16 protein-coding genes are annotated in these 20,180 nt (G+C 66.5%); 9 read left to right on the plus strand and 7 right to left on the minus strand.

The genetic code is table 11. The annotated features are described in order from the left end of the window. Window positions 1-22: 22 nt before the first annotated feature. A complete protein-coding gene (gene typA / locus LPA45_RS10490) occupies window positions 23-1,843 on the minus strand; it encodes a translational GTPase TypA (protein ID WP_018309183.1) in 1,821 nt (606 codons plus the stop codon). A gap of 211 nt (window positions 1,844-2,054) precedes the next feature. Between typA and LPA45_RS10495 the strand changes: the two genes are divergently transcribed. The 9 genes from LPA45_RS10495 (at window position 2,055) to LPA45_RS10535 (ending at window position 11,534) form a co-directional block, all read left to right on the plus strand. Next, window positions 2,055-2,543, plus strand: coding sequence for a MarR family winged helix-turn-helix transcriptional regulator (locus LPA45_RS10495; protein ID WP_317921187.1), 489 nt, complete (start codon window positions 2,055-2,057; stop codon window positions 2,541-2,543). Window positions 2,544-2,641: 98 nt separating this feature from the next. Then, window positions 2,642-4,198 (plus strand): efflux transporter outer membrane subunit, encoded by a 1,557-nt coding sequence (locus tag LPA45_RS10500; RefSeq protein WP_317921188.1) that lies wholly within the window; start codon window positions 2,642-2,644, stop codon window positions 4,196-4,198. 44 nt (window positions 4,199-4,242) lie between these two features. Next, entirely contained in the window at window positions 4,243-5,511 is a 1,269-nt protein-coding gene (locus LPA45_RS10505; protein WP_116320448.1) for an HlyD family efflux transporter periplasmic adaptor subunit, read from the plus strand. Between the two features lie 2 nt (window positions 5,512-5,513). Continuing rightward, on the plus strand, window positions 5,514-7,121 hold the full coding sequence (locus LPA45_RS10510; RefSeq protein ID WP_317921189.1) for a DHA2 family efflux MFS transporter permease subunit: 1,608 nt from the start codon (window positions 5,514-5,516) through the stop codon (window positions 7,119-7,121). Between the two features lie 172 nt (window positions 7,122-7,293). Then, window positions 7,294-8,076: an IclR family transcriptional regulator gene (locus LPA45_RS10515; RefSeq protein WP_317921190.1), complete on the plus strand. Its 783-nt coding sequence runs from the start codon at window positions 7,294-7,296 to the stop codon at window positions 8,074-8,076. A gap of 27 nt (window positions 8,077-8,103) precedes the next feature. Then, the gene (pepE, locus tag LPA45_RS10520; protein ID WP_317921191.1) at window positions 8,104-8,820 is read left to right on the plus strand and encodes a dipeptidase PepE; all 717 of its coding nucleotides are present in this window, start codon (window positions 8,104-8,106) and stop codon (window positions 8,818-8,820) included. 27 nt (window positions 8,821-8,847) lie between these two features. Further along, window positions 8,848-9,771, plus strand: coding sequence for a DUF1177 domain-containing protein (locus LPA45_RS10525; protein WP_116320444.1), 924 nt, complete (start codon window positions 8,848-8,850; stop codon window positions 9,769-9,771). After that, a complete protein-coding gene (locus LPA45_RS10530) occupies window positions 9,768-10,475 on the plus strand; it encodes an AroM family protein (protein WP_116320443.1) in 708 nt (235 codons plus the stop codon). Before LPA45_RS10525 ends, LPA45_RS10530 begins: the two co-directional genes overlap by 4 nt. 66 nt (window positions 10,476-10,541) lie before the next feature. After that, on the plus strand, window positions 10,542-11,534 hold the full coding sequence (locus LPA45_RS10535) for a tripartite tricarboxylate transporter substrate binding protein (protein WP_317921192.1): 993 nt from the start codon (window positions 10,542-10,544) through the stop codon (window positions 11,532-11,534). Between the two features lie 24 nt (window positions 11,535-11,558). Here the strand turns inward: LPA45_RS10535 and truB are convergent, their stop codons facing one another. The 6 genes from truB to rluB form a co-directional block, all read right to left on the minus strand. Next, window positions 11,559-12,506, minus strand: coding sequence for a tRNA pseudouridine(55) synthase TruB (gene truB, locus LPA45_RS10540; RefSeq protein ID WP_317921193.1), 948 nt, complete (start codon window positions 12,504-12,506; stop codon window positions 11,559-11,561). 85 nt (window positions 12,507-12,591) lie between these two features. Further along, window positions 12,592-12,960: a 30S ribosome-binding factor RbfA gene (rbfA, locus tag LPA45_RS10545; protein WP_029046201.1), complete on the minus strand. Its 369-nt coding sequence runs from the start codon at window positions 12,958-12,960 to the stop codon at window positions 12,592-12,594. A 60-nt stretch (window positions 12,961-13,020) separates the two neighbouring features. Next, a complete protein-coding gene (gene infB, locus LPA45_RS10550) occupies window positions 13,021-15,918 on the minus strand; it encodes a translation initiation factor IF-2 (protein WP_116320441.1) in 2,898 nt (965 codons plus the stop codon). A 93-nt stretch (window positions 15,919-16,011) separates the two neighbouring features. Then, on the minus strand, window positions 16,012-17,487 hold the full coding sequence (nusA, locus tag LPA45_RS10555) for a transcription termination factor NusA (RefSeq protein ID WP_116320440.1): 1,476 nt from the start codon (window positions 17,485-17,487) through the stop codon (window positions 16,012-16,014). Further along, complete coding sequence (gene rimP / locus LPA45_RS10560) at window positions 17,484-17,972, minus strand: ribosome maturation factor RimP (protein ID WP_116320439.1); 489 nt, start codon at window positions 17,970-17,972, stop codon at window positions 17,484-17,486. The genes nusA and rimP overlap by 4 nt, the downstream gene beginning before the upstream one ends. A 300-nt stretch (window positions 17,973-18,272) precedes the next feature. Beyond that, complete coding sequence (gene rluB, locus LPA45_RS10565; RefSeq protein ID WP_317921194.1) at window positions 18,273-20,177, minus strand: 23S rRNA pseudouridine(2605) synthase RluB; 1,905 nt, start codon at window positions 20,175-20,177, stop codon at window positions 18,273-18,275. Between the last annotated feature and the right edge of the window lie 3 nt (window positions 20,178-20,180).

Here is a 20,180-nt window from a genome sequence, read left to right on the forward strand (position 1 = left end):
GTTTTTCTGACACCGGGAACGCTTACGCGCCTTCGCGCGAAGCACGCTTGCGCTCGTGCTCCTTCAGGTGGCGCTTGCGCAGGCGGATGCTCTTGGGCGTGAGCTCGACCAGCTCGTCGTCGGCGATGAATTCCACCGCATATTCCAGCGACATCTGGATCGGCGGCACCAGGCGCACCGCTTCGTCGGTACCCGAAGCACGCACGTTGGTCAGCTGCTTGCCCTTGATCGGGTTGACCACCAGGTCGTTGTCGCGGCTGTGGATGCCGATGATCATGCCTTCATACAGCGCATCACCCGGCTTGACGAACATGCGGCCGCGGTCCTGCAGCTTCCACAGCGCGTAGGCCACGGCGTCGCCGTCATCCTGCGAGATCAGCACGCCGTTGTGGCGCTCGCCCAGGCCGCCTTCGCGCACCGGCGCGTAGTCGTCGAAGATATGGCTGATCAGGCCGGTGCCACGCGTCAGCGTCAGGAACTCGCCCTGGAAGCCGATCAGGCCGCGGGCCGGAATGCGGTATTCCAGGCGGGTACGGCCCTTGCCGTCCGACGCCATGTCGAGCAGTTCGCCCTTGCGGCGGCCCAGCTCTTCCATCACGCCGCCCTGGTGGCTGTCTTCGACGTCCACGGTCAGCAGTTCGTACGGCTCGTTCTTGACGCCGTCGATTTCCTTGAACACCACGCGCGGACGCGACACGGCCAGCTCGTAGCCTTCACGGCGCATGTTTTCCAGCAGGATGGTCAGGTGCAGTTCACCGCGGCCCGACACTTCGAAGATGGTGTCGTCGCCGGTATCGGCCACGCGCAGCGCCACGTTCGACTTCAGTTCGCGGTCCAGGCGCTCGCGCAGCTGGCGGCTGGTCACGAACTTGCCTTCACGGCCCGCCAGCGGCGAGGTGTTGACGCAGAAGTTCATGGTCAGCGTCGGCTCATCCACCTTCAGCATCGGCAGCGCGTCCTGGGCGTCCGGCGCGCACACGGTGCAGCCGATACCCAGTTCTTCGATGCCGTTGATCAGCACGATGTCGCCGGCTTCGGCCTCGGATACGATCTCGCGCTCCAGGCCCTGGAACTTCAGCACCTGGTTGATACGGCCCTTGATGGGGTTGCCTTCCGGGCCGAACTTGACCACCACGTCCTGCAGCGGACGGGCGCGGCCACGCGAGATGCGGCCCACGCCGATCTTGCCGACGTAGCTGGAGTAGTCCAGCGAGATGATCTGCAGCTGCAGGGGGCCGTCCCGATCGTCGTCACGCACCGGCACCTTGTCCAGCACGGTTTCGAACAGCGGCTTCATGTCGCCGTCGCGCACGTCTTCGGTCAGGCCGGCAAAGCCGTTCAGGCCCGAGGCGTAGATCACCGGGAAGTCGAGTTGCTCGTCGGTGGCGCCCAGCTTGTCGAACAGGTCGAAGGTCTGGTTGATGACCCAGTCCGGACGCGCGCCCGGGCGGTCGATCTTGTTGACCACCACGATCGGCTTCAGGCCCAGCGCCAGCGCCTTGCGCGTGACGAAGCGGGTCTGGGGCATCGGGCCTTCCACGGCGTCGACCAGCAGCAGCACGCCGTCGACCATCGACAGCACGCGCTCCACTTCACCGCCGAAGTCGGCGTGACCCGGGGTGTCGACGATGTTGATATGGGTGCCGTTGTATTCGACGGCACAGTTCTTCGCGAGAATCGTGATCCCGCGTTCCTTTTCCAGGTCGTTCGAGTCCATCACCCGCTCGGCGACTTGCTGGTTGTCGCGGAAGGTGCCTGCCTGGCGCAGGAGCTGGTCGACCAGGGTGGTCTTGCCATGATCGACGTGGGCGATGATGGCGATGTTTCGGATGGCGCGGGTCATTGCTGCGTCTCGCTAAAAGCGACTCTCGCAAGGAGGGTCGGAGAATCTGAGGTAACCCAACATTCTAGCATGTTGCGGCGCAAGATGCGTTGACCTCAACCGTCACTCCCATAGCAATTATTATTGCCAAAAAAGAAATAACGAATTTCCGTTCTTGCGCATCTTTAAACGCGAACATATATTTGCCTCAGCAAAGATTGCAAAGGCAAAGATGTCAAAGGACGACCCTACCTCCGGCCCCCCGGCGCCGGATTCCGCACCGTTCGATCCCGCCAAGTACCAGATGTCCGACAGCGTCGGCTACCTGCTGCAACGCGCGAAGAACACGCTCGCACATAGCGTCGAGCAGGAGGTCAGCAGCCTGGACATCACACATGCGCAGGCCAGTTGCCTGATCATGATCGCCACCGGGCGTGCCGGCACCGTCACAGACCTGGGCCGTGAACTGAATACCGACATGGGTTCGGTCACGCGCCTGCTGAGCCGCATGGAAAAGCGCGGCCTGGTCGCACGCCAGCGCCGCGACGACGACCGCCGCGTGGTCGACCTGTTGCTGACCGAACAGGGCCAGGCTCTGGCAGACCGCCTGCCAACCATTTTCTGCAAAGTGCTGTCGCAGCACTTCAAAGGGTTTTCCGCCGACGAACTCCAGTTGCTGAAATCCATGCTGCGCAGGGTCATCGATAACTACAGCGGGTAGTGCGGCGCCGGCCAGGCTCCGGCAAAGCAGATCGTCCGGCACGCCGGACACACCTTACTACCCGTCACAAAGCATGGCTCCGTACCCGGAGCGACACCATGAAACACGCCCTCTCTTCACAAGCCCCCCTGTCGGCCCGCCCGCGCGAGCTGGCTCGCCGCGCGGGCACGCTGGCACTGACCGCCGTAGCCGTGGCGGTGCTGGCCGGCTGCGCCGCGCTCGGCAATTCGCACAGCACCCAGACCATGGCCGACCCGGCCGCGATGGCCACCTCGCAAACCCTGCCCGGCGAACACGGCCAGTGGCCCACGCAGGACTGGGTAGACCAGTTCAAGGACCCGCAACTGAGCGCGCTGGTCGACGAAGCGGTCAAGGACAATCCCAGCCTGCAGGCCGCCTTTGCCCGCGTGGAAGCCTCGCGCGCCATGGCCGAGGCCACGCGCAGCGCGCTCTACCCGCACCTGGAGTTCGAAGGCAGCCTGATCCGCCAGCGCTTCTCCAACAACGACCTGTTCATGGGCACGCCGCTGGCCGGCTCCTGGCAGAACCAGTCGCGCCTGCAGGTGGGCCTGTCCTATGACTTCGACTTCTGGGGCAAGAACCGCGACGCCCTTGAAGCCGCGCTGTCAGACGACCGCGCCGCCGAGGCGGAAAGCCAGGCCTCGCGCCTGATCCTGGCGACCTCGATCGCGCGCAACTACGCCCGCCTGGCCGCGCTGTATGCCCAGCGCGACGTCGCCGATCGCGCGATCGCGCAGCGCCGCGACCTGACCGAGCTGTCGCGCCAGCGACTGGCCGCAGGCCTGGATACGCAGGTCGAGACCACGCAGGCACGCGGCACCGTGGCCGCATCGCAGACCGACCTGCAGCGCGTCGACGAAGAGATCGCGCTGGCCCGCAACCAGCTCGCCGCGCTGCTGGGCAAGGGCCCGGACCGCGGCCTGCAGATCCAGCCTCCGGTGCTGCTGGCACAGGCCACGCCCACCCTGCCCGACGACCTGACCATCGGCCTGCTCGGGCGTCGGCCCGACCTGGTGGCGGCACGCTGGCGCGTCGAAGCGGCGTCCAAGGACATCAACGTCGCCAAGAAGGAGTTCCTGCCCGACGTCAGCCTGACCGCCTTTGCCGGCCTGGCCGCGCTGGACCCGTCCAAGCTGCTGATGGGCATCAGCCGCACCTTCGGCATCGGCCCGACCATCCGCCTGCCGATCTTCGAGGGCGGCAAGCTGCGCGCCAACCTGAAGGGCAAGTACGCCGGCTACGACATCGCCGTGGCCAACTACAACCAGGCGCTGGTCGATGCGCTGCGCGAAACCGCAGACACCATGACCAGCATCCGCAGCGTCGACAAGCAGATCCAGACCCAGCGCGAAGCCCTGGACCTGGCCGAGCACGCCTACGCGCTGGCGACCACGCGCTACAAGGCAGGCCTGGGCACGCAGCTGACCGTGCTCAATGCGGAAAGCAACGTGCTGCAGCAGCGCCGGCTCGCGACCGACCTGCAGGCGCGCCGCCTTGACTTGCAAATGGGCCTGATGAAGGCGCTCGGCGGCGGCTACCAGGAGCCCGCCGAAGGCGAGGAAGGCCATGCAGGCCACCGCCAGGCCGGCACCGCACAGCAACAGGACAAGACCCAGGCGGGCGCCCGCGGCTGATCCGCGCACCCAGTGATTGCAGACAAGATTCACCAGAGAACATCATGAGCAATAACCAGCAAGCGGCCGGCACCAATAATCCCCAGCAAGCCCCGGCCACCGACAACAACAGCAAGCGCAAGCGCCTGCTGCTGTCGCTGACCGCGGCGATCGTCGTCGCCGGCATTGGCTACGGCGTGTACTGGGGCATGTACGCCCGCCATTTCGAAAGCACCGACGATGCCTACGTTGCCGGCAACGTGGTGCAGGTAACCCCGCTGGTCGGCGGCACCGTGGTGTCGATCGCCGCCGACGACACGCAGCTCGTCACCGCCGGCCAGCCGCTGATCCAGCTTGACCGGGCCGATACCCAGGTGTCGATGGAACAGGCCGAGGCGCAACTGGCGCAGGCCGTGCGCGAGGTGCGCACGCTGTACGTCAACAACGGTTCGCTCGCCGCCAACGTGGCGCTGCGCGATGCCGATGTCGCCAAGGCGCGCGAAGACCTGCGCCGCCGCCAGGCCATCGCCGGCTCGGGCGCGGTCTCCAACGAAGAGATCTCGCACGCGCAGGCCGCGCTCAAGGCCGCGGAATCGGCACTGCTGGCCGCGCGCGAGCAACTCGCATCGAACAAGGCGCTGACCGACCAGACCACGGTGGAGAAGCACCCCAACGTGCAGCGCGCCGCGGCCAACCTGCGTTCGGCCTATCTGTCGTTCGCGCGCTCGACGCTGCCGGCGCCGGTGACCGGCTACGTGGCCAAGCGCTCGGTGCAGGTGGGCCAGCGCGTGGCCGCTGGCGCGCCGCTGATGGCGGTGGTGCCGCTGGACCAGGTCTGGGTCGACGCCAACTTCAAGGAAGTGCAGATCACCCATATGCGCATCGGCCAGCCGGTGACGCTGGAGGCCGACGTGTATGGCTCCAAGGTGGAGTACAAGGGCAAGGTCGCGGGCTTCTCGGCCGGCACCGGCTCGGCCTTCTCGCTGCTGCCGGCTCAGAACGCCACCGGCAACTGGATCAAGGTGGTGCAGCGCCTGCCGGTGCGTATCGCGCTGGATCCGCAGCAACTCAAGGACCACCCGCTGCGCGTGGGCCTGTCGATGACCGTGAAGGTCGACGTGCACCGCGAGGAAGGCGCCGCCATGGCCAACGCCGCGCCGGCCAGGCCGATGCAGACCGATGTCTATGACAAGGTCGCGCAGGACGCCGACCAGCTGATCTCGCAGATCATCACCGCCAACAACGGCGGCCGCGCAGCAGGGCTGCCCTCTGCTAACGGGGCCAACACCGCCAACGCGGCCAGCGCCGCGAACGCCAAGCCTGCCCATACCTGATCATGGCCAACTCCATCACCGCCGCGCAGTCCGGCGGCGCAACGGCGCGGCCTGCCGCGCCGCTGGCGCCGCAGCAGCCGCAGCCGCTGACCGGCGGCAAGCTGGTGATCGGCACCATCGCGCTGTCGCTGGCCACGTTCATGAACGTGCTCGACTCGTCAATCGCCAACGTGTCGATCCCGGCAATCTCGGGCGACCTCGGCGTGGCGCCGAACCAGGGCACCTGGGTCATCACCTCGTTCGCGGTGGCCAACGCGATCTCGGTGCCACTGACCGGCTGGCTGACCACGCGCTTCGGCGCGGTGCGGCTGTTCATCACGTCGATCCTGCTGTTCGTGGTGGCGTCGTGGCTGTGCGGCGTCGCGCCCAACCTGGAAACGCTGCTGGCCGCGCGGGTCCTGCAAGGGGCGGTGGCGGGGCCGATGATCCCGCTGTCGCAGTCGCTGCTGCTATCGAGCTATCCGCCCGCAAAAAGCACCATGGCGCTGGCGCTGTGGGGCATGACCACGCTGGTGGCGCCCATCATGGGTCCGCTGCTGGGCGGCTGGATCTCAGACAACATGACGTGGCCGTGGATCTTCTATATCAACGTGCCGGTGGGGATCATCACCGCCTACGCCACCTGGGCCATCTACAAGGACCGCGAGACGCCGACCAAGATGCTGCCGATCGACCGCATCGGCCTGGCGCTGCTGGTGATCTGGGTGGGGTCGATGCAGCTGATGCTCGACAAGGGCAAGGAGCTGGACTGGTTCCACTCCACCGAGATCGTCGTGCTGACGCTGGTCGCCATTGTCGGCTTCCTGTTCTTCCTGGCGTGGGAGACCTATGAGAAGCATCCGATCGTGGACATCAGCCTGTTCAAGGGCCGCAACTTCAGCTCCGGCGTGGTGGCCATCTCGGTGGCATACGGGTTGTTCTTCGGCAACCTGGTGATTTTGCCGCTTTGGCTGCAGACTATCGTCGGCTATACCGCGACGGATGCAGGCATCGTGATGGCGCCGGTGGGGATCTTCGCGATCCTGCTGTCCCCGGTCATCGGGCGCAACCTGCCGAAGATGGATGCGCGCTGGGTCGCAACGGCCGCGTTCATCACCTTCGGCATCGTCAGTTTGATGCGTTCGGGCTTCACCACGCAGGTCGATACCTGGACGCTGATGGTGCCGACCCTGATCCAGGGCGCGGCGATGGCGATGTTCTTCATCCCGCTGACGTCGATCATCCTGTCGGGACAGCCGGCCGAGAAGATTCCGGCGGCATCGGGCCTGTCGAACTTCGTGCGGATCACCTTCGGCGGCATCGGCGCCTCGATCTCGACCACGGTTTGGGAGAACCGCTCTGCCCTGCACCATGCGCAGCTGGTCGAGCAGGTGAATCCGTTCAACCCGGCCTACCACGACCAGCTCGACCACCTGATGCAGATGGGCATGAGCCAGGCGCAGGCGGTGGGCGTGATCGAGCGCAACATCAGCCAGCAGGCGGCCATGCTGGGTGCCAACGATATCTTCTGGATCTCGGGGATGCTGTTCTTCGTGCTGATCGGCTTCGTCTGGCTGACGCGGCCTGCAAAGGGCGGTGGGGGCTCGGCGGACGCGATGGCGGCGCACTGAGGCACACGCCTGTTTATGGACAAAGGGACGCTTTCGAGCGTCCCTTTTTTTGCCTTCTCGCCGGACCCCTTGTATTCCGATCCCAGCCGTCCTATGATTTCCGAACCGATTTACGGAACTTAGGTTCCGAAAAACGGAACCTAACGGAAAGACAGCAAGACGGAGCGACGGTGTGAGCATTCTCGAAGGCGTGGAAAGCGTGCTGGCCATGTTCGAACAGGGCCGGCACGAGGTCACGTTTAACGACGTCATTGATGAACTCGGCCTGGCCAAGAGCTCGGCTTCGCGGTTGCTGGCGCAGATGGTGCGCTACCGGCTGCTGGAGCTGCAGCCATCCTCGCGACGCTACCGCCCCGGGACGCTGCTGATCCGCGCCGCCCAGGCGGCGACACAGGCGCATCCGTTCGACGAGCAATGCCGGGCGATCCTGGCCTCGCTGTCGGACTCCACCGGCTTCACCGCCTACCTGTCGATGCTCGACGGTACCGACACCGTGGTCCTGCAGCGCCTGAACGGCAGCAACCCGGTGCAAGTGCTGTCGCCGCCGGGCGCACGCCGGCCGGCATTCACCACCGCGATGGGCCGCGTCCTGCTCTCGCGCCTGCCGGAAGCTGAATTCAGCGCACGCTATGGCACCTCCGGTGCGCGCAAGTTGCCCGGAGCGCCCGCCGGCTGCCCCACTACCGTGGCCGAACTGGCCGAGCGCGTGGCAAGCGCCAGCCGCGAGCGCAGCGCGGTCGCGGTGAATGAAGGCATGCCGGGCATTGGCGCCGTGGCCACCACGCTGGCCGATCCGCTCTCCGGCGATGTGCGCGGCCTGTGCCTGTCCTTCACCGCGATGCAGGTCAGCCAGGCCCAGGCCCACGCGCTGCGCGAAACACTGGTGCAAGCGGTGGCGCCGGTCGGGCAGCGCATCGGCGATCCGCTCTGGCTCCACCCCCGCGACACCGCCTGACTTTAGCAATCCAGCCAGCATATCCCCATGGAACTCCTGTTACTGAGCAATTCCACCAGCGACGCGGGCTACCTCGTCCATGCGCACGCCGCCATCCGCGAACTGGCCGGCGGGCGCACCCGTGCCTGCTTCCTCCCGTTCGCCGGCGTCACGCGCGACTGGGACAGCTACGAAACGCAGGTGCGCGACGCGCTGGCACCGGCTGGCATTGAAGCGCACTCGCCGCACCGGCTGTCCGATGCCGACTGCGTGCGGGCGGTGGAAGCGGCCGAACTGATCGTCATCGGTGGCGGCAATACCTTCCGCCTGCTGCAATGCCTGCGCGAGCGCGGCCTGCTGCCCGCCATTGCGCGCCAGGTGCGCTCGGGCGCCGCGCGCTTTATCGGCTGGAGCGCCGGCACCAACGTGGCCTGCCCGACCATCCGCACCACCAACGACATGCCCGTCGCCGATCCCGGCGGCCTCGATGCGCTCGCGCTGGTGCCCTTCCAGATCAACCCGCACTACTTCAACCTCGTGGTGCCGGGATTCCGCGGCGAAACGCGTGACCAGCGGCTGGCCGAATTCACCGTGCTGCAGCCGCAGATGCCGGTGCTGGGCCTGCCCGAAGGCAACTGTTTGCGCGTATCCGGCGATCGCATGGAGATGGGCGGCGCACATGCCGCGCGCTGGTTCCTCGGCCCGGAGATCGTCGACGTCGCACCCGGCACCTTGTCCGTGCCGGACTGCGCCACCGCCATCTGACCCATCGCACCACAGGAAGCAAGCAAGATGTCCATCAAGCAGGTGATTGAATCGATCGAGCTGCTGTCCGCGGCCAATGTCGACGGCGAAGCCGTTGCCACTTTGCTGCGCGCACGCGGCATCAGCGACGTCACAGTGACGCGCGTGGAAGAAAACGGCCTCTACACCGACTTCCTCGCCTGCACGCTGCCCGGCCGCAACCCCGATGCGCCCGCGCTGGGCGTGGTCGGCCGCCTCGGCGGCGTGGGCGCGCGGCCGGCCGTCACCGGCCTGGTGTCCGATGCCGACGGTGCCATCGTCGCGGTCGCCACCGCACTCAAGCTGGCCGACATGGCCGCCGGCGGCGACGTGCTCGCCGGCCCGGTCCGCATCCACACCCACATCTGCCCGCATGCCGCCACGCGGCCGCATCAGCCGGTGCCGATGATGAAGTCGCCCTTCGCCATGCGCACGATGATGTCGCATGAGGTGCACCCGCAGATGGCGGCGATCCTGTCGGTCGACACCACGCGCGGCAACCGCTTCGTCAACCGGCGCGGCGTGGCGCTGACGCCGGTCGCCAGGGAAGGCTGGCTGCTGCGCCTGCCCGAACGCATGCTGGACCTGATCGGCTGGGTCAGCGGCGAGTTGCCGGTGGTGCTGCCGCTAACCACGCAAGACATCACGCCCTACGAGAACGGGCTGTGGCACGTCAACTCGATCATGCAGCCGGCCATCGTCACCGATGCACCGGTAGTCGGTGTCGCGCTGACCTCGCAGACCACGGTGCCGGGATGCGCGACCGGCGTGACCAACGCCCATGACCTGGACGTGGCCACGCGCTTCTGCATCGAGGTGGCAAAGCTGTTCGGCCAGGGCCAGTGCCCTTTCCATGACGTTGACGAGTGGGCCGAGCTGCAGCGGCGCTACGGCTCGCTGGCGCACCTGCAGACCGTAGGGGTAACGGCATGACTGACATGGCCGAACGCCTGCCGCGCGTGGCCTTCGTCACCATCGGCCAGGCGCCACGCACCGACGTGGTCCCGCAGATGCTGGCCGACCTGGGATTGCCGGTGGCGGCCGAAGAATTCGGCATCCTCGACGACCTCGACGCGGACCAGATCGCCGCACTCGCGCCTGCACGCGACGAATACCGCTTCGCCAGCCGACTGCGCGACGGCTCGCAGGCGGTGATGGGCAAGCCGGTGGCCGAGGCCATGCTCGCGCGGCTGATGGCCTCGCTGGACGATGGCCGCTTCGACGCGCTGGTACCGCTGTGCACGGGCACCGCGCTGCCGCCGATGCGCACGCTGGTGATCGAGCCGCAGCAGGTGGTGGACCACCTGACCGTCGCGCTCGCACAGGGATGCAAGCGGCTTGGCATCGTGCTTCCGCTCGAAGGCCAGGTCGGCAGTTTCCATCTGATCGAGCCCGTGTCCTGCGAACTGCGCGTCACGCATGCGTCGCCCTATACCGACACGGGCACCGGCCGCTTCGCGCAGGCCGGCGAAGCCCTGCGCGGCTGCGACCTGGTGGTGATGCACTGCATGGGCTACACCGAAGCCATGCGGGCGGAAGTCGCGCGCCATGCCCGTGCGCCGGTGCTGCTCTCCAACCGGATGGTGGCCAGGCTGCTCGGCCAGGTATTGGCAGGCCGCAACGAATTTGGCCTGTGATGATTCTTTCGGGTAAGGGCAAGCCCGCTGACAGATTGCCCGTGACACTGCGGAGTGGAAGTAACGATGGAAAAGGTGGCGAAGTGGATGGGGCCGCTGGTGCGCGGCATGGTGTGCATGGGCCTGGGCGCTGTAGCCGCCACCGGCGCGCATGCGCAGGAGTGGAAACCGTCGAAACCGGTGCGGTTGCTGGTGGGCTTCGCGCCCGGCGGCTCCGCCGACCTGCTGGCGCGGCTGGTGCAAGGTCCGTTGTCGGAAAGCCTCGGCGTGCCGGTAGTGGTGGAAAACGTCCCCGGCGCCGGCGGCAATATCGCCGCCGACAAGCTGGCCAAGGCGCCGGCTGATGGCTACACCATCGGCATGGGCGCGGCCGGTGCGATGGCGGTGACGCATGTGCTCAACGCGAAGGGCACGCCCTACAAGGCGGACGATTTCACGCCCATCGCCATGCTGGCGACGCAGCCTAATGTGGTGATCATCAACCCGGCCTTGCCGGTCAAGTCGATGGCCGACTTCGCCGCGTACGTCAAGAAGACGCCGCAGGTCACCTATGGCACGGCCGGGGTTGGCACCTCCAACCACCTGATCGCCGAGACCATGCTGCATCGCCTCGGCGTCGACATGGTCCACGCGCCGTACAAGGGTGCCACGCCGGTAATCACCGACCTGATGGGTGGCCACATCGCCATGACCGTCGACAACATCACCACCGCGGCATCGCTGGTCAAGTCCGGCAAGGTGCGCGCCATCGCCGTCACGAGCAGCAAGCGCTCGCCGCTGTTGCCTGAGGTGCCGACGCTGGCCGAGAGCGGCCTGAAGGACTTCAATATGCCGACCTGGCAAGGCATTTTCGGCCCGAAGGACCTGCCCAAGCCAATTGTGGCCCGTTACAACCAGGCACTGGTGAAGGCGCTGGCGAATCCGGAAGTGAAGAAGAAGATGGCGGAATTCGGCTCCGAGCCGGTCGGCGACACGCCTGAGCATTTCGCCAGCTTCCTGGCGCAGGACCGCAAGATGTGGGCCGACGTGATCAAGGCGGCGAAGATCACGCTCGACTGATCCGGCTGCCGGCGCGGGGCGCGCTTACAGCCTGACCAGCCGCTCCGGGCGCAACGCCCCCTCGCGCATGCGCGCGACGCCGAGCAGGCGTACGGGCTCGCCGGCATAGACGCGTGCCAGCACGCCTTCCGCCACCTCGGTACCGCCCGGCAGGTCCCGGTGCGCAATGCGCTGTCCCTGCAGGAAGCGCCCGGCTGCGGCCTCGTCGAGGGTCACGGGCGGGCACTTCTGCAGCAACGCGTCGACCGGCGCCAGCATGCCCGGCCGCGCGGCATCGTCCTGTTGCTCGATCTGCCCGAGCGTCACGGCACCGTCCAGCGTCAGGTCGCCCACGGCAATGCGGCGCAGCCCGGTCAGGTGCGCGCCGCAACCCAGTGCCTCGCCGATATCCTCGGCCAGCGTGCGGATGTAGGTGCCCTTGCTGCAGGTCACGCGCATGGTGAAAGCAGGCGATTCGGGCAGAGCACAATCAATCAGTTCGATCGCATGGATGGTGACGCGGCGCGCGGCGCGCTCGACCGTCTGCCCGGCGCGCGCATACTCGTACAGCGGGCGGCCATCCTTCTTCAGCGCCGAATGCATCGGCGGCACCTGTTCGATCTCGCCGGCAAAGCGCGCCAGCGCCTGCTCCACCGCGGCGCGGTCGCAGGTCACTTCACGGATATCGAGCAACTCGCCCTCCGCGTCGCCAGTACTGGAGCGCGCACCCAGCCGCACCACGGCGTCATAGGTCTTGTCCGCTTCCAGCAGGTCCTGCGAGAACTTGGTGGCCTCGCCAAAGCACAGCGGCAGCAAGCCGGTGGCGAGCGGGTCGAGCGTGCCGGTGTGGCCGGCCTTGGTGGCGCGCAGCAGGCGCTTGGCGCGCACCAGCGCATCGTTGGACGACAGGCCCAGCGGCTTGTCGAGCAACAGCACACCATGGACGTCGCGGCGCGGCAGGCGCGGCGGGCGAGCGGCGTTGGAATCGGTCATCGGAGAAAACAGGAGCAACGCTGATGCGGCGCGGCGTGCGGCCCTGAGGACCGCGTTGCCCATGCCTGGCGGCACGGGCGCCGGCTCAGTCGTCTTTCGAACGCGTGGCGTTCGCTTCGTTGATCAGCTTGGACATCTCGATCGCGTGTTCGACCGAGGTATCGTGCAGGAAGCGCAGCGTCGGCACGGTATGGATGTGCAGGCGCTTGTACAGCAGCGAATGCAGGAAGCCAGCCTTCTCGTTGAGGATGGCTTCGGCCGTCGCCGGCTCGGCACCCAGCACGGTGAAGTGCACCTTGGCATGGGCGTAGTCCGGCGTCAGCGTGACCGACTGCAGCGTGACCAGGCCGAGGCGCGGGTCGCGCAGTTCGCGCTGGATCATCTCGGCCAGGTCCTTCTGGATCTGGTCGGAGATGCGGAGATTGCGGGAGGAGATATTGCCTTTCTTGGCCATTCAATGCTGTTCTGCTGAGATGACAACGGCAGGCCGAAGCCTGCCGTTGTTTGCGACGCCTTACAGCGTACGCGCCACCTCGGTGATTTCGTACACCTCGAGTTGGTCGCCTTCCTGAACATCGTTGAAGTTCTTGATCGACAGACCGCACTCGAAGCCTTGCTTCACTTCCTTGACGTCGTCCTTGAAGCGCTTCAGCGAATCCAGCTCGCCGTCGTGGATGACCACGTTGTTGCGCAGCACGCGCACCAGCGAATTGCGCTTGACCATGCCGTCGGTAACCATACAGCCGGCCACCGCGCCGATCTTCGGCACGCGGAACACCTGGCGCACCTCGACCTGGCCGATCGTGGTCTCGCGCTTCTCTGGTGCCAGCATGCCCGACATCGCCGCCTTGATCTCGTCTACCGCATCGTAAATGATGTTGTAGTAGCGGATATCGATGCCGTTGTGCTCGGCGAGCTTGCGCGCACCAGCGTCGGCACGAACGTTGAAGCCGATGATGACCGCCTTCGATGCCGTCGCCAGGTTGACGTCGGACTCGGAGATGCCACCCACGCCGCCGTGCACGATCTGCACGCGCACTTCCGCGGTCGACAGCTTCTGCAGCGACTGCACCAGCGCTTCCTGCGAACCCTGCACATCCGCCTTGACGATCAGCGGCAGCGTCTGGACTTCGCCTTCGGCCATCTGCTCGAGCATGTTCTCCAGCTTGGCGGCCTGTTGCTTGGCCAGCTTCACATCGCGGAACTTGCCCTGGCGGAACAGCGCGATTTCGCGCGCCTTGCGCTCGTCCGGCAGCACCAGCACTTCTTCACCGGCGGCAGGCACTTCCGACAGACCCTGGATTTCCACCGGGATCGACGGACCGGCTTCCTTGGTCGCCTTGCCGTTCTCGTCCAGCATGGCACGAACGCGGCCGTAGGCGCTGCCAGCCAGGACCACGTCGCCACGCTTGAGCGTGCCGCTGCTGACCAGGATGGTAGCGATCGGGCCCTTGCCCTTGTCCAGCTGGGCTTCCACCACCAGGCCCTTGGCCGGGGCGTCGACCGGCGCCTTCAGTTCCAGGATTTCCGCCTGCAGCGAAACCTGCTCGAGCAGCTCTTCGATGCCCGTGCCGGCCTTGGCCGACACCGGCACGAACGGCGAATCGCCGCCGTACTCTTCCGGCACCACCTGCTCGGCCACCAGTTCCTGCTTGACGCGGTCCGGATTGGCTTCGGGCTTGTCGATCTTGTTGATCGCCACCACGATGGGCACGCCGGCAGCCTTGGCATGCGCAATCGCTTCCTTGGTCTGCGGCATCACGCCGTCGTCGGCCGCGACCACCAGGATCACGATGTCGGTCGCCTTGGCACCGCGGGCACGCATGGCCGTAAAGGCCTCGTGACCCGGGGTGTCCAGGAAGGTGATCACGCCACGGTCGGTTTCCACGTGGTAGGCACCGATGTGCTGCGTAATGCCGCCGGCTTCGCCCGCGGCAACCTTGGTGCGGCGGATGTAGTCCAGCAGCGAGGTCTTGCCGTGGTCGACGTGACCCATCACGGTCACCACCGGCGGACGCGGCAGCTGTTCGGCGTCGGTGTGTTCTTCACCGCCCACCACCAGCAGCGCTTCCGGATCATCCAGCTTGGCGGCGAACGCCTTGTGGCCCATTTCTTCCACCACGATCATGGCGGTTTCCTGGTCCAGCACCTGGTTGATGGTCACCATCTGGCCGAGCTTCATCATCTGCTTGATGACCTCGGATGCCTTCACTGCCATCTTGTGGGCGAGATCGGCCACGGAGACGGTTTCCGGCACGTGCACTTCACGCACCACCGGTTCGGTCGGCGCCTGGAAGTTGCTACGGCTGTCGTCGTGCTGCTGCTGCCTGCCGCCGCGGCCACGCGGGCCACCGCGCCAGCCGCCCGTGCCGCCCGACGAATCGCCGCGCGTCTTCAGGCCGCTGCCCTTCTTGCGGCTGCCTTCGTCCTGCCACGTACCAGGCTTACCCACCTTGCCCTTCTTGTCGGCGGTGGTGGTAGTGGTCGTGGTCGTGGTGGCGGGCTTCTTGTCGCCAGTCTTGGCTTCGGTCGCGGTCGCGGAAGCCGGCTTGACCGGCTTGTGCAGCGTACCGGTCTGCTCGGCCTTCTTTTCCTCAGCCTTGCGCTCGGACGGCGCCTTCAGCACGCGTGCCGGCGCATTCAGCATCTGCTGGATGGCGCGGGCTTCGGCTTCGGCAGCCTCGCGGCGCTTGCGCGCGGCAATCTCTTGCTCGGCACGGGCCTTGTCGGCGGCAGCCTTGGCCTCGTCGGCGGCCTTCTGCGCCTCGGCGCGCTCGGCGGTCACACGGGCCTTCTCGTCCTCGGCCTTCTTGCGCGAGGAGTCTTCCGCGGCCTCGGTCACGGCACGCGACGCGGCAGCCTCTTCCTCCGCCTTCTTGGCGGCGAGTTCGGCCTGGCGGCGCTGTTCCGCTTCCAGTGCTTCCTGGCGGGCGCGGCGCTCGGCTTCCTCGCGCTCGGCAGCCTCGCGGGCGGCCTTGGCTTCGGCTTCCTGGCGCGCCAGCTGTTCGGCCTGGCGGCGTTCTTCCTCTTCGCGGCGTGCCTGCTCGGCAGCGTCGACGACCGGGGCCTGGGCCTCGGCTGTATCAGCGTGCGCCTCGGGGTGGGCCTCGTCGCGCTTGATCAGCACGCGCTTCTTACGCACTTCCACCTGGACCGTGCGGGTCTTGCCGGCGCCATCCGACTGGCGGATCTCGGAGGTTTCACGCTTCGTCAGCGTGATCTTCTTCCGGGAGCTGTCGTCGGCCTGGCCGTGCGAACGCTTCAGATAGTCCAGCAGCCTGGTCTTATCCGATTCCGTGATGATGTCTTCTGGCGCAGCTTTGCCCACCCCAGCCGCCTGCAATTGTTCCAGCAGGGCAGCTGCGCTGCGACTCAGTTCTGCGGCCAGTTGGGCAACTGTTGTGCTTGCCATTCAAACCCTTTCAATGCTTGGTGTCTTCGTCGGGACAAATCGTATGCGGAAAGCGCGCCCGGGCTGGTGTTGGCCGGCCCGGCCCCGTGTCCCTCAGTTGAACCAATGTTCCCGTGCTTTCATGATCAGCGCCTTGGCTTCTTCCTCGCTGACGCCGGTCATCTCGACCAGCTCGTCCACGGCCAGTTCGGCCAGGTCGTCACGCGTGTGGATATCACCTTCGGCCAGCTTGCCGATCAGTTCCGGGTTCAGGCCGTCGAGGGCGCGCAGATCCTGCGATACCTCTTCCACCTTTTCTTCCCGGGCCAGTTCCATCGTCAGGAGCGCATCACGCGCGCGGTTGCGCAGCTCGTTGACGGTGTCTTCGTCAAAGGCCTCGATCTCCATCATTTCACTGATGGGGACATAGGCCACTTCTTCCAGCGTGGAGAAGCCTTCCTCGATCAGGATGTCTGCCACTTCCTCATCCACGTCCAGCTTGGACATGAACAGCTTGCGCACGACACCACTCTCTTCGGCTTGCTTCTGCGCCGATTCTTCCTGCGTCATGATGTTGATCTGCCAGCCGGTCAGTTCGGACGCCAGGCGTACGTTCTGACCACTGCGGCCGATGGCGACGGCGAGATTTTCCTCGTCGACCACCACATCCATGCAGTGCTTCTCTTCATCAACCACGATCGACTGCACCTGTGCCGGTGCCAGCGCGCCGATGACGAACTGCGCCGGGTCTTCCGACCACAGCACAATGTCCACGGCCTCGCCGCCGATCTCGTTGCGCACCGCGGTCACGCGCGTACCGCGCACGCCCACACAGGTGCCGATCGGGTCGATGCGCTTGTCGTGCGCCACCACCGCGATCTTGGCACGCACGCCCGGATCACGCGCGGCGGCCTTGATTTCCAGCAGGCCCTGCTCCATTTCCGGCACTTCGTTTTCGAAGAGCTTGATCAGGAACTCAGGGGCGGTGCGCGACAGCTCGATCTGCGGGCCGCGCGCGGCGCGGTCCACGTTCAGGATATAAGCACGCACGCGGTCGCCGGTGCGCAGGTTTTCCTTCGGAATGATCTGGTCGCGGGTCAGCAGCGCTTCCACGCGGCCGGATTCCACGATCAGGCCCTTCTTGTCGGCGCGCTTGACCGTGCCGGTCATGATTTTCTCGCCGCGATCCAGGTAGTCGTTCAGGATCTGCTCGCGCTCGGCGTCGCGGATGCGCTGCAGGATCACCTGCTTGGCGGCCTGCGCGCCGATACGGCCGAATTCCACCGACTCGATCTGCTGCTCGATATAGTCGTCCAGTTCGATGCTGGGGTTCTCATCGCGGGCCTCGAACAGCAGGATCTGCTTGTCCGGCTCCTGCAGACCCTGCTCGTCGGGAACGACCAGCCAGCGGCGGAAGGTTTCATGCTCGCCCGACTCGCGATCGATCGCGACCCGGATATCCACGTCTTCTTCGAAACGCTTCTTGGTGGCCGAGGCGAGCGCCGCCTCCAGGGCACCGAATACCACATCCTTGTCGACGTTCTTCTCACGCGCAAGCGCATCGACGAGCAACAGAACTTCGCGGCTCATTGCTTGTTCCCTTTTCTTTGATTTCCTTTGAAGTCGAATACCGGCACCAGGCGTGCCTTGTCGACATCGGATACGGCAAATTCCAGCAGTGCCGGGCCATCCTTGCCCTCGAACTCCAGGCCGACCTTCTCCGCGCCCGTCTCGCCGGTCGGTTCGCGCAGGATGCCCGTGAAGTTCTTTTGCCCGTTGACCGGCAGGCGCAGCGTCACGCGCGCCTCGGCGCCGGTAAAGCGGACATAGTCGGCCAGCTTCTTCAGCGGCCGGTCCAGTCCGGGCGACGAGACCTCGAGGCGTTCATAGTCGACGTTCTCGACCGTAAACACGTGGGTGAGCTGGCGGCTCACCTTTTCACAATCCTCGATGGCAATGCCGGTTTCAGGCTGATCGATATAGACACGCAGCAATCCGGCCGGGGCACGCTCGAGCTCAACCAGCTCATATCCCATGCCGTTAAGGGTGGTTTCGATCAAATCTGCCAGATGCACTGTTATCCCGAGTAATGGCCATCAACACCGTGGCAGGCAAACCCGCCGCTGCCGTCCGGGACGACCCTGCTGCAGTGCTGCCTGTCCGCCATCCGCCCGCGCCAGGGCGCAGGACCGAAATCGGGCGAACCAAAAAAAAATGGGCGCAATGCCCATCATTCGCCCACCCTCGGCGAGGATGGCTTTTTGAATAGACTTGAATTATACGCGGATTATGTCGAAAAGGCAAAAGCCAGACATACTCGCAGATTACTTGCCGCGCCGGCGGGCCTTCCACCCGCCATGCGCAGCATCTGACACTCAGCGGTTGCCGCCGCGATTGCCCCCACGGTTCCCACCGCGGTTGCCACCACCACCACCGGCGCCGCCGCCGCCGCCGCCGCCGCGCTGGGTGCGGTTTCCGCCCGGCTTCGCGGCCTTCGGCATGACATTTCCGTTTGCTTCGCCACCGCCACGACGTGGCGGCTTGCCCTGTCCGCCGAGGCCGGTGCCACCGCCCCCGCGCGCCTGGCGCGTGCCGGGGCCGCGGCCGCCGCCGAGATTGGCCGCATGCGAGGTCAGCAGCGTGGGGCCGTGGCTGATATAGCCCATCGACGTCTTCATCGGGTCCGGCTGGCCGCCCCGGCTGCCGCCACGGGCGCCGCCCTGTTCGTAGCGCGGCAGGCCATCCATCCCGGTGTGCATCGGCATGCCGGCAATCGCGGCTTCGGTTCGCTGCTTGCGTCCGCCGACCTTGGTCGCGCCCTTGCCCGACTGCTCGGCCTTGCCCGGTACCTTCAGGCCGACCGCAGTCATCAGCGCCTTGACGTCATTGGGCTCGACTTCCTGCCAGCGGCCACGCTTAAGGCCGCGCGGCAGCAGGAACTGGCCGTAGCGCGTGCGGATCAGGCGCGACACGGTCAGGCCGACCGCCTCGAACATGCGCCGCACTTCGCGGTTGCGGCCTTCGGTCAGCGCCACGTGGTACCACTGGTTGACACCCTCGCCGCCGCCATCGGCGATGCGCAGGAAGTTGGCCTCGCCGTCGTCCAGCTTGATGCCGTGCAGCAGGCGCTGGCGGTCGGCTTCGGCCAGTTCGCCGAGCGTGCGCACGGCGTATTCACGCTCGACGCCGTAGCGCGGATGCATGAAGCGGTTGGCGATATCGCCCGAAGTGGTGAAGATCAGCAGGCCCTCGGTATTGAAGTCCAGCCGGCCGACCGCAACCCACTTGCCCGACTTGATGCGCGGCAAGCTGTCGAACACGGTCGGACGGCCCTCGGGGTCCGACTGGCTGACGATTTCACCGGCCGGCTTGTGGTACAGCAGCACGCGCGGCGGCTTGGTCGACACCTTGCGGTGGATCAGCTTGCCGTTGACCCGCACCTGGTCGGCCGGCAGGATGCGCTGGCCGATATGCGCAGGCAGGCCGTTGACCGAGACCCGACCCTGCAGGATCAGTTCTTCCATTTCGCGGCGCGAGCCCAGGCCGCCTTCAGCCAGCACCTTGTGCAGCTTGGGCGCATCGTCCTCGGCCGACAGTTCGCGCACCGGCTTGGCCTTGGTGCGCGGGATGACCGTGTCTTCGTTGTCGTACTGCTCGGAAATCACGAAGCGGAACAGGTCCTCGCTGCTGGACGCGGCCTTGTCGGCGCCGCCCTGGCCCTTGCGCTGGCCTTGCGGCCTGGCACCATCCTTGCGGCGGCCCTGCGGCTGGCGGCCGGCAGCGCCCTGCCCCTCGACCGGCGCGGCAGGCTTGACGCCACGCGGGCTGGGCTTACGCTTGCGGCCCGCCTGTTCACCCTTGTCTGCCTTCTCGGCTCTTTCGGCCTTCTCGGTCCTTTCAGCCCGTTCAGCCCGTTCAGCCTTGTGCGCCTTGTCCACCGGAGCCTGCGCCGGCTGGCCGCCATCGCCCTGCGCCGGCTTGCGCTTGCCGCGGCCACGCTGGGCACCGCGCCCGCCGGCCGCCGCCGGCGCGGCGGCCGCTTCCGCGGCGTCGCCGGGCGTACCGGCCTCGGCGCCTTCGGCGCGACCGGCATCGCGGTCTTGCGCCGCCTGGCGGCGGGACGCCACCAGGTTCCTCAGCCCACGGCGCAGCCCCTTGCGGCGGGGCGCGGCTTCGCTGCCCGATCCGGGTTCTGCGGCGCCGGAATCGGCGGGTGCGCCCGCGTTGCGGGCGTCTTGCTCAACGGAATCAGACAAGGTATTCACTATCGGATGTTGCATGTT

Origin of the sequence: Cupriavidus sp. Agwp_2, from assembly GCF_040784895.1 — a bacterium.
In the GTDB taxonomy this organism is placed as follows: domain Bacteria; phylum Pseudomonadota; class Gammaproteobacteria; order Burkholderiales; family Burkholderiaceae; genus Cupriavidus.

What these genes read in the sequence shown, in the direction of transcription:
- typA (WP_018309183.1), bottom strand. Translation starts at nt 1,843, where the DNA reads ATGACCCGCGCCATCCGAAACATCGCCATCATCGCCCACGTCGATCAT.
- LPA45_RS10495 (WP_317921187.1), top strand. Translation starts at nt 2,055, where the DNA reads ATGTCAAAGGACGACCCTACCTCCGGCCCCCCGGCGCCGGATTCCGCA.
- LPA45_RS10500 (WP_317921188.1), top strand. Translation starts at nt 2,642, where the DNA reads ATGAAACACGCCCTCTCTTCACAAGCCCCCCTGTCGGCCCGCCCGCGC.
- LPA45_RS10505 (WP_116320448.1), top strand. Translation starts at nt 4,243, where the DNA reads ATGAGCAATAACCAGCAAGCGGCCGGCACCAATAATCCCCAGCAAGCC.
- LPA45_RS10510 (WP_317921189.1), top strand. Translation starts at nt 5,514, where the DNA reads ATGGCCAACTCCATCACCGCCGCGCAGTCCGGCGGCGCAACGGCGCGG.
- pepE (WP_317921191.1), top strand. Translation starts at nt 8,104, where the DNA reads ATGGAACTCCTGTTACTGAGCAATTCCACCAGCGACGCGGGCTACCTC.
- LPA45_RS10525 (WP_116320444.1), top strand. Translation starts at nt 8,848, where the DNA reads ATGTCCATCAAGCAGGTGATTGAATCGATCGAGCTGCTGTCCGCGGCC.
- LPA45_RS10530 (WP_116320443.1), top strand. Translation starts at nt 9,768, where the DNA reads ATGACTGACATGGCCGAACGCCTGCCGCGCGTGGCCTTCGTCACCATC.
- LPA45_RS10535 (WP_317921192.1), top strand. Translation starts at nt 10,542, where the DNA reads ATGGAAAAGGTGGCGAAGTGGATGGGGCCGCTGGTGCGCGGCATGGTG.
- truB (WP_317921193.1), bottom strand. Translation starts at nt 12,506, where the DNA reads ATGACCGATTCCAACGCCGCTCGCCCGCCGCGCCTGCCGCGCCGCGAC.
- rbfA (WP_029046201.1), bottom strand. Translation starts at nt 12,960, where the DNA reads ATGGCCAAGAAAGGCAATATCTCCTCCCGCAATCTCCGCATCTCCGAC.
- infB (WP_116320441.1), bottom strand. Translation starts at nt 15,918, where the DNA reads ATGGCAAGCACAACAGTTGCCCAACTGGCCGCAGAACTGAGTCGCAGC.
- nusA (WP_116320440.1), bottom strand. Translation starts at nt 17,487, where the DNA reads ATGAGCCGCGAAGTTCTGTTGCTCGTCGATGCGCTTGCGCGTGAGAAG.
- rluB (WP_317921194.1), bottom strand. Translation starts at nt 20,177, where the DNA reads ATGCAACATCCGATAGTGAATACCTTGTCTGATTCCGTTGAGCAAGAC.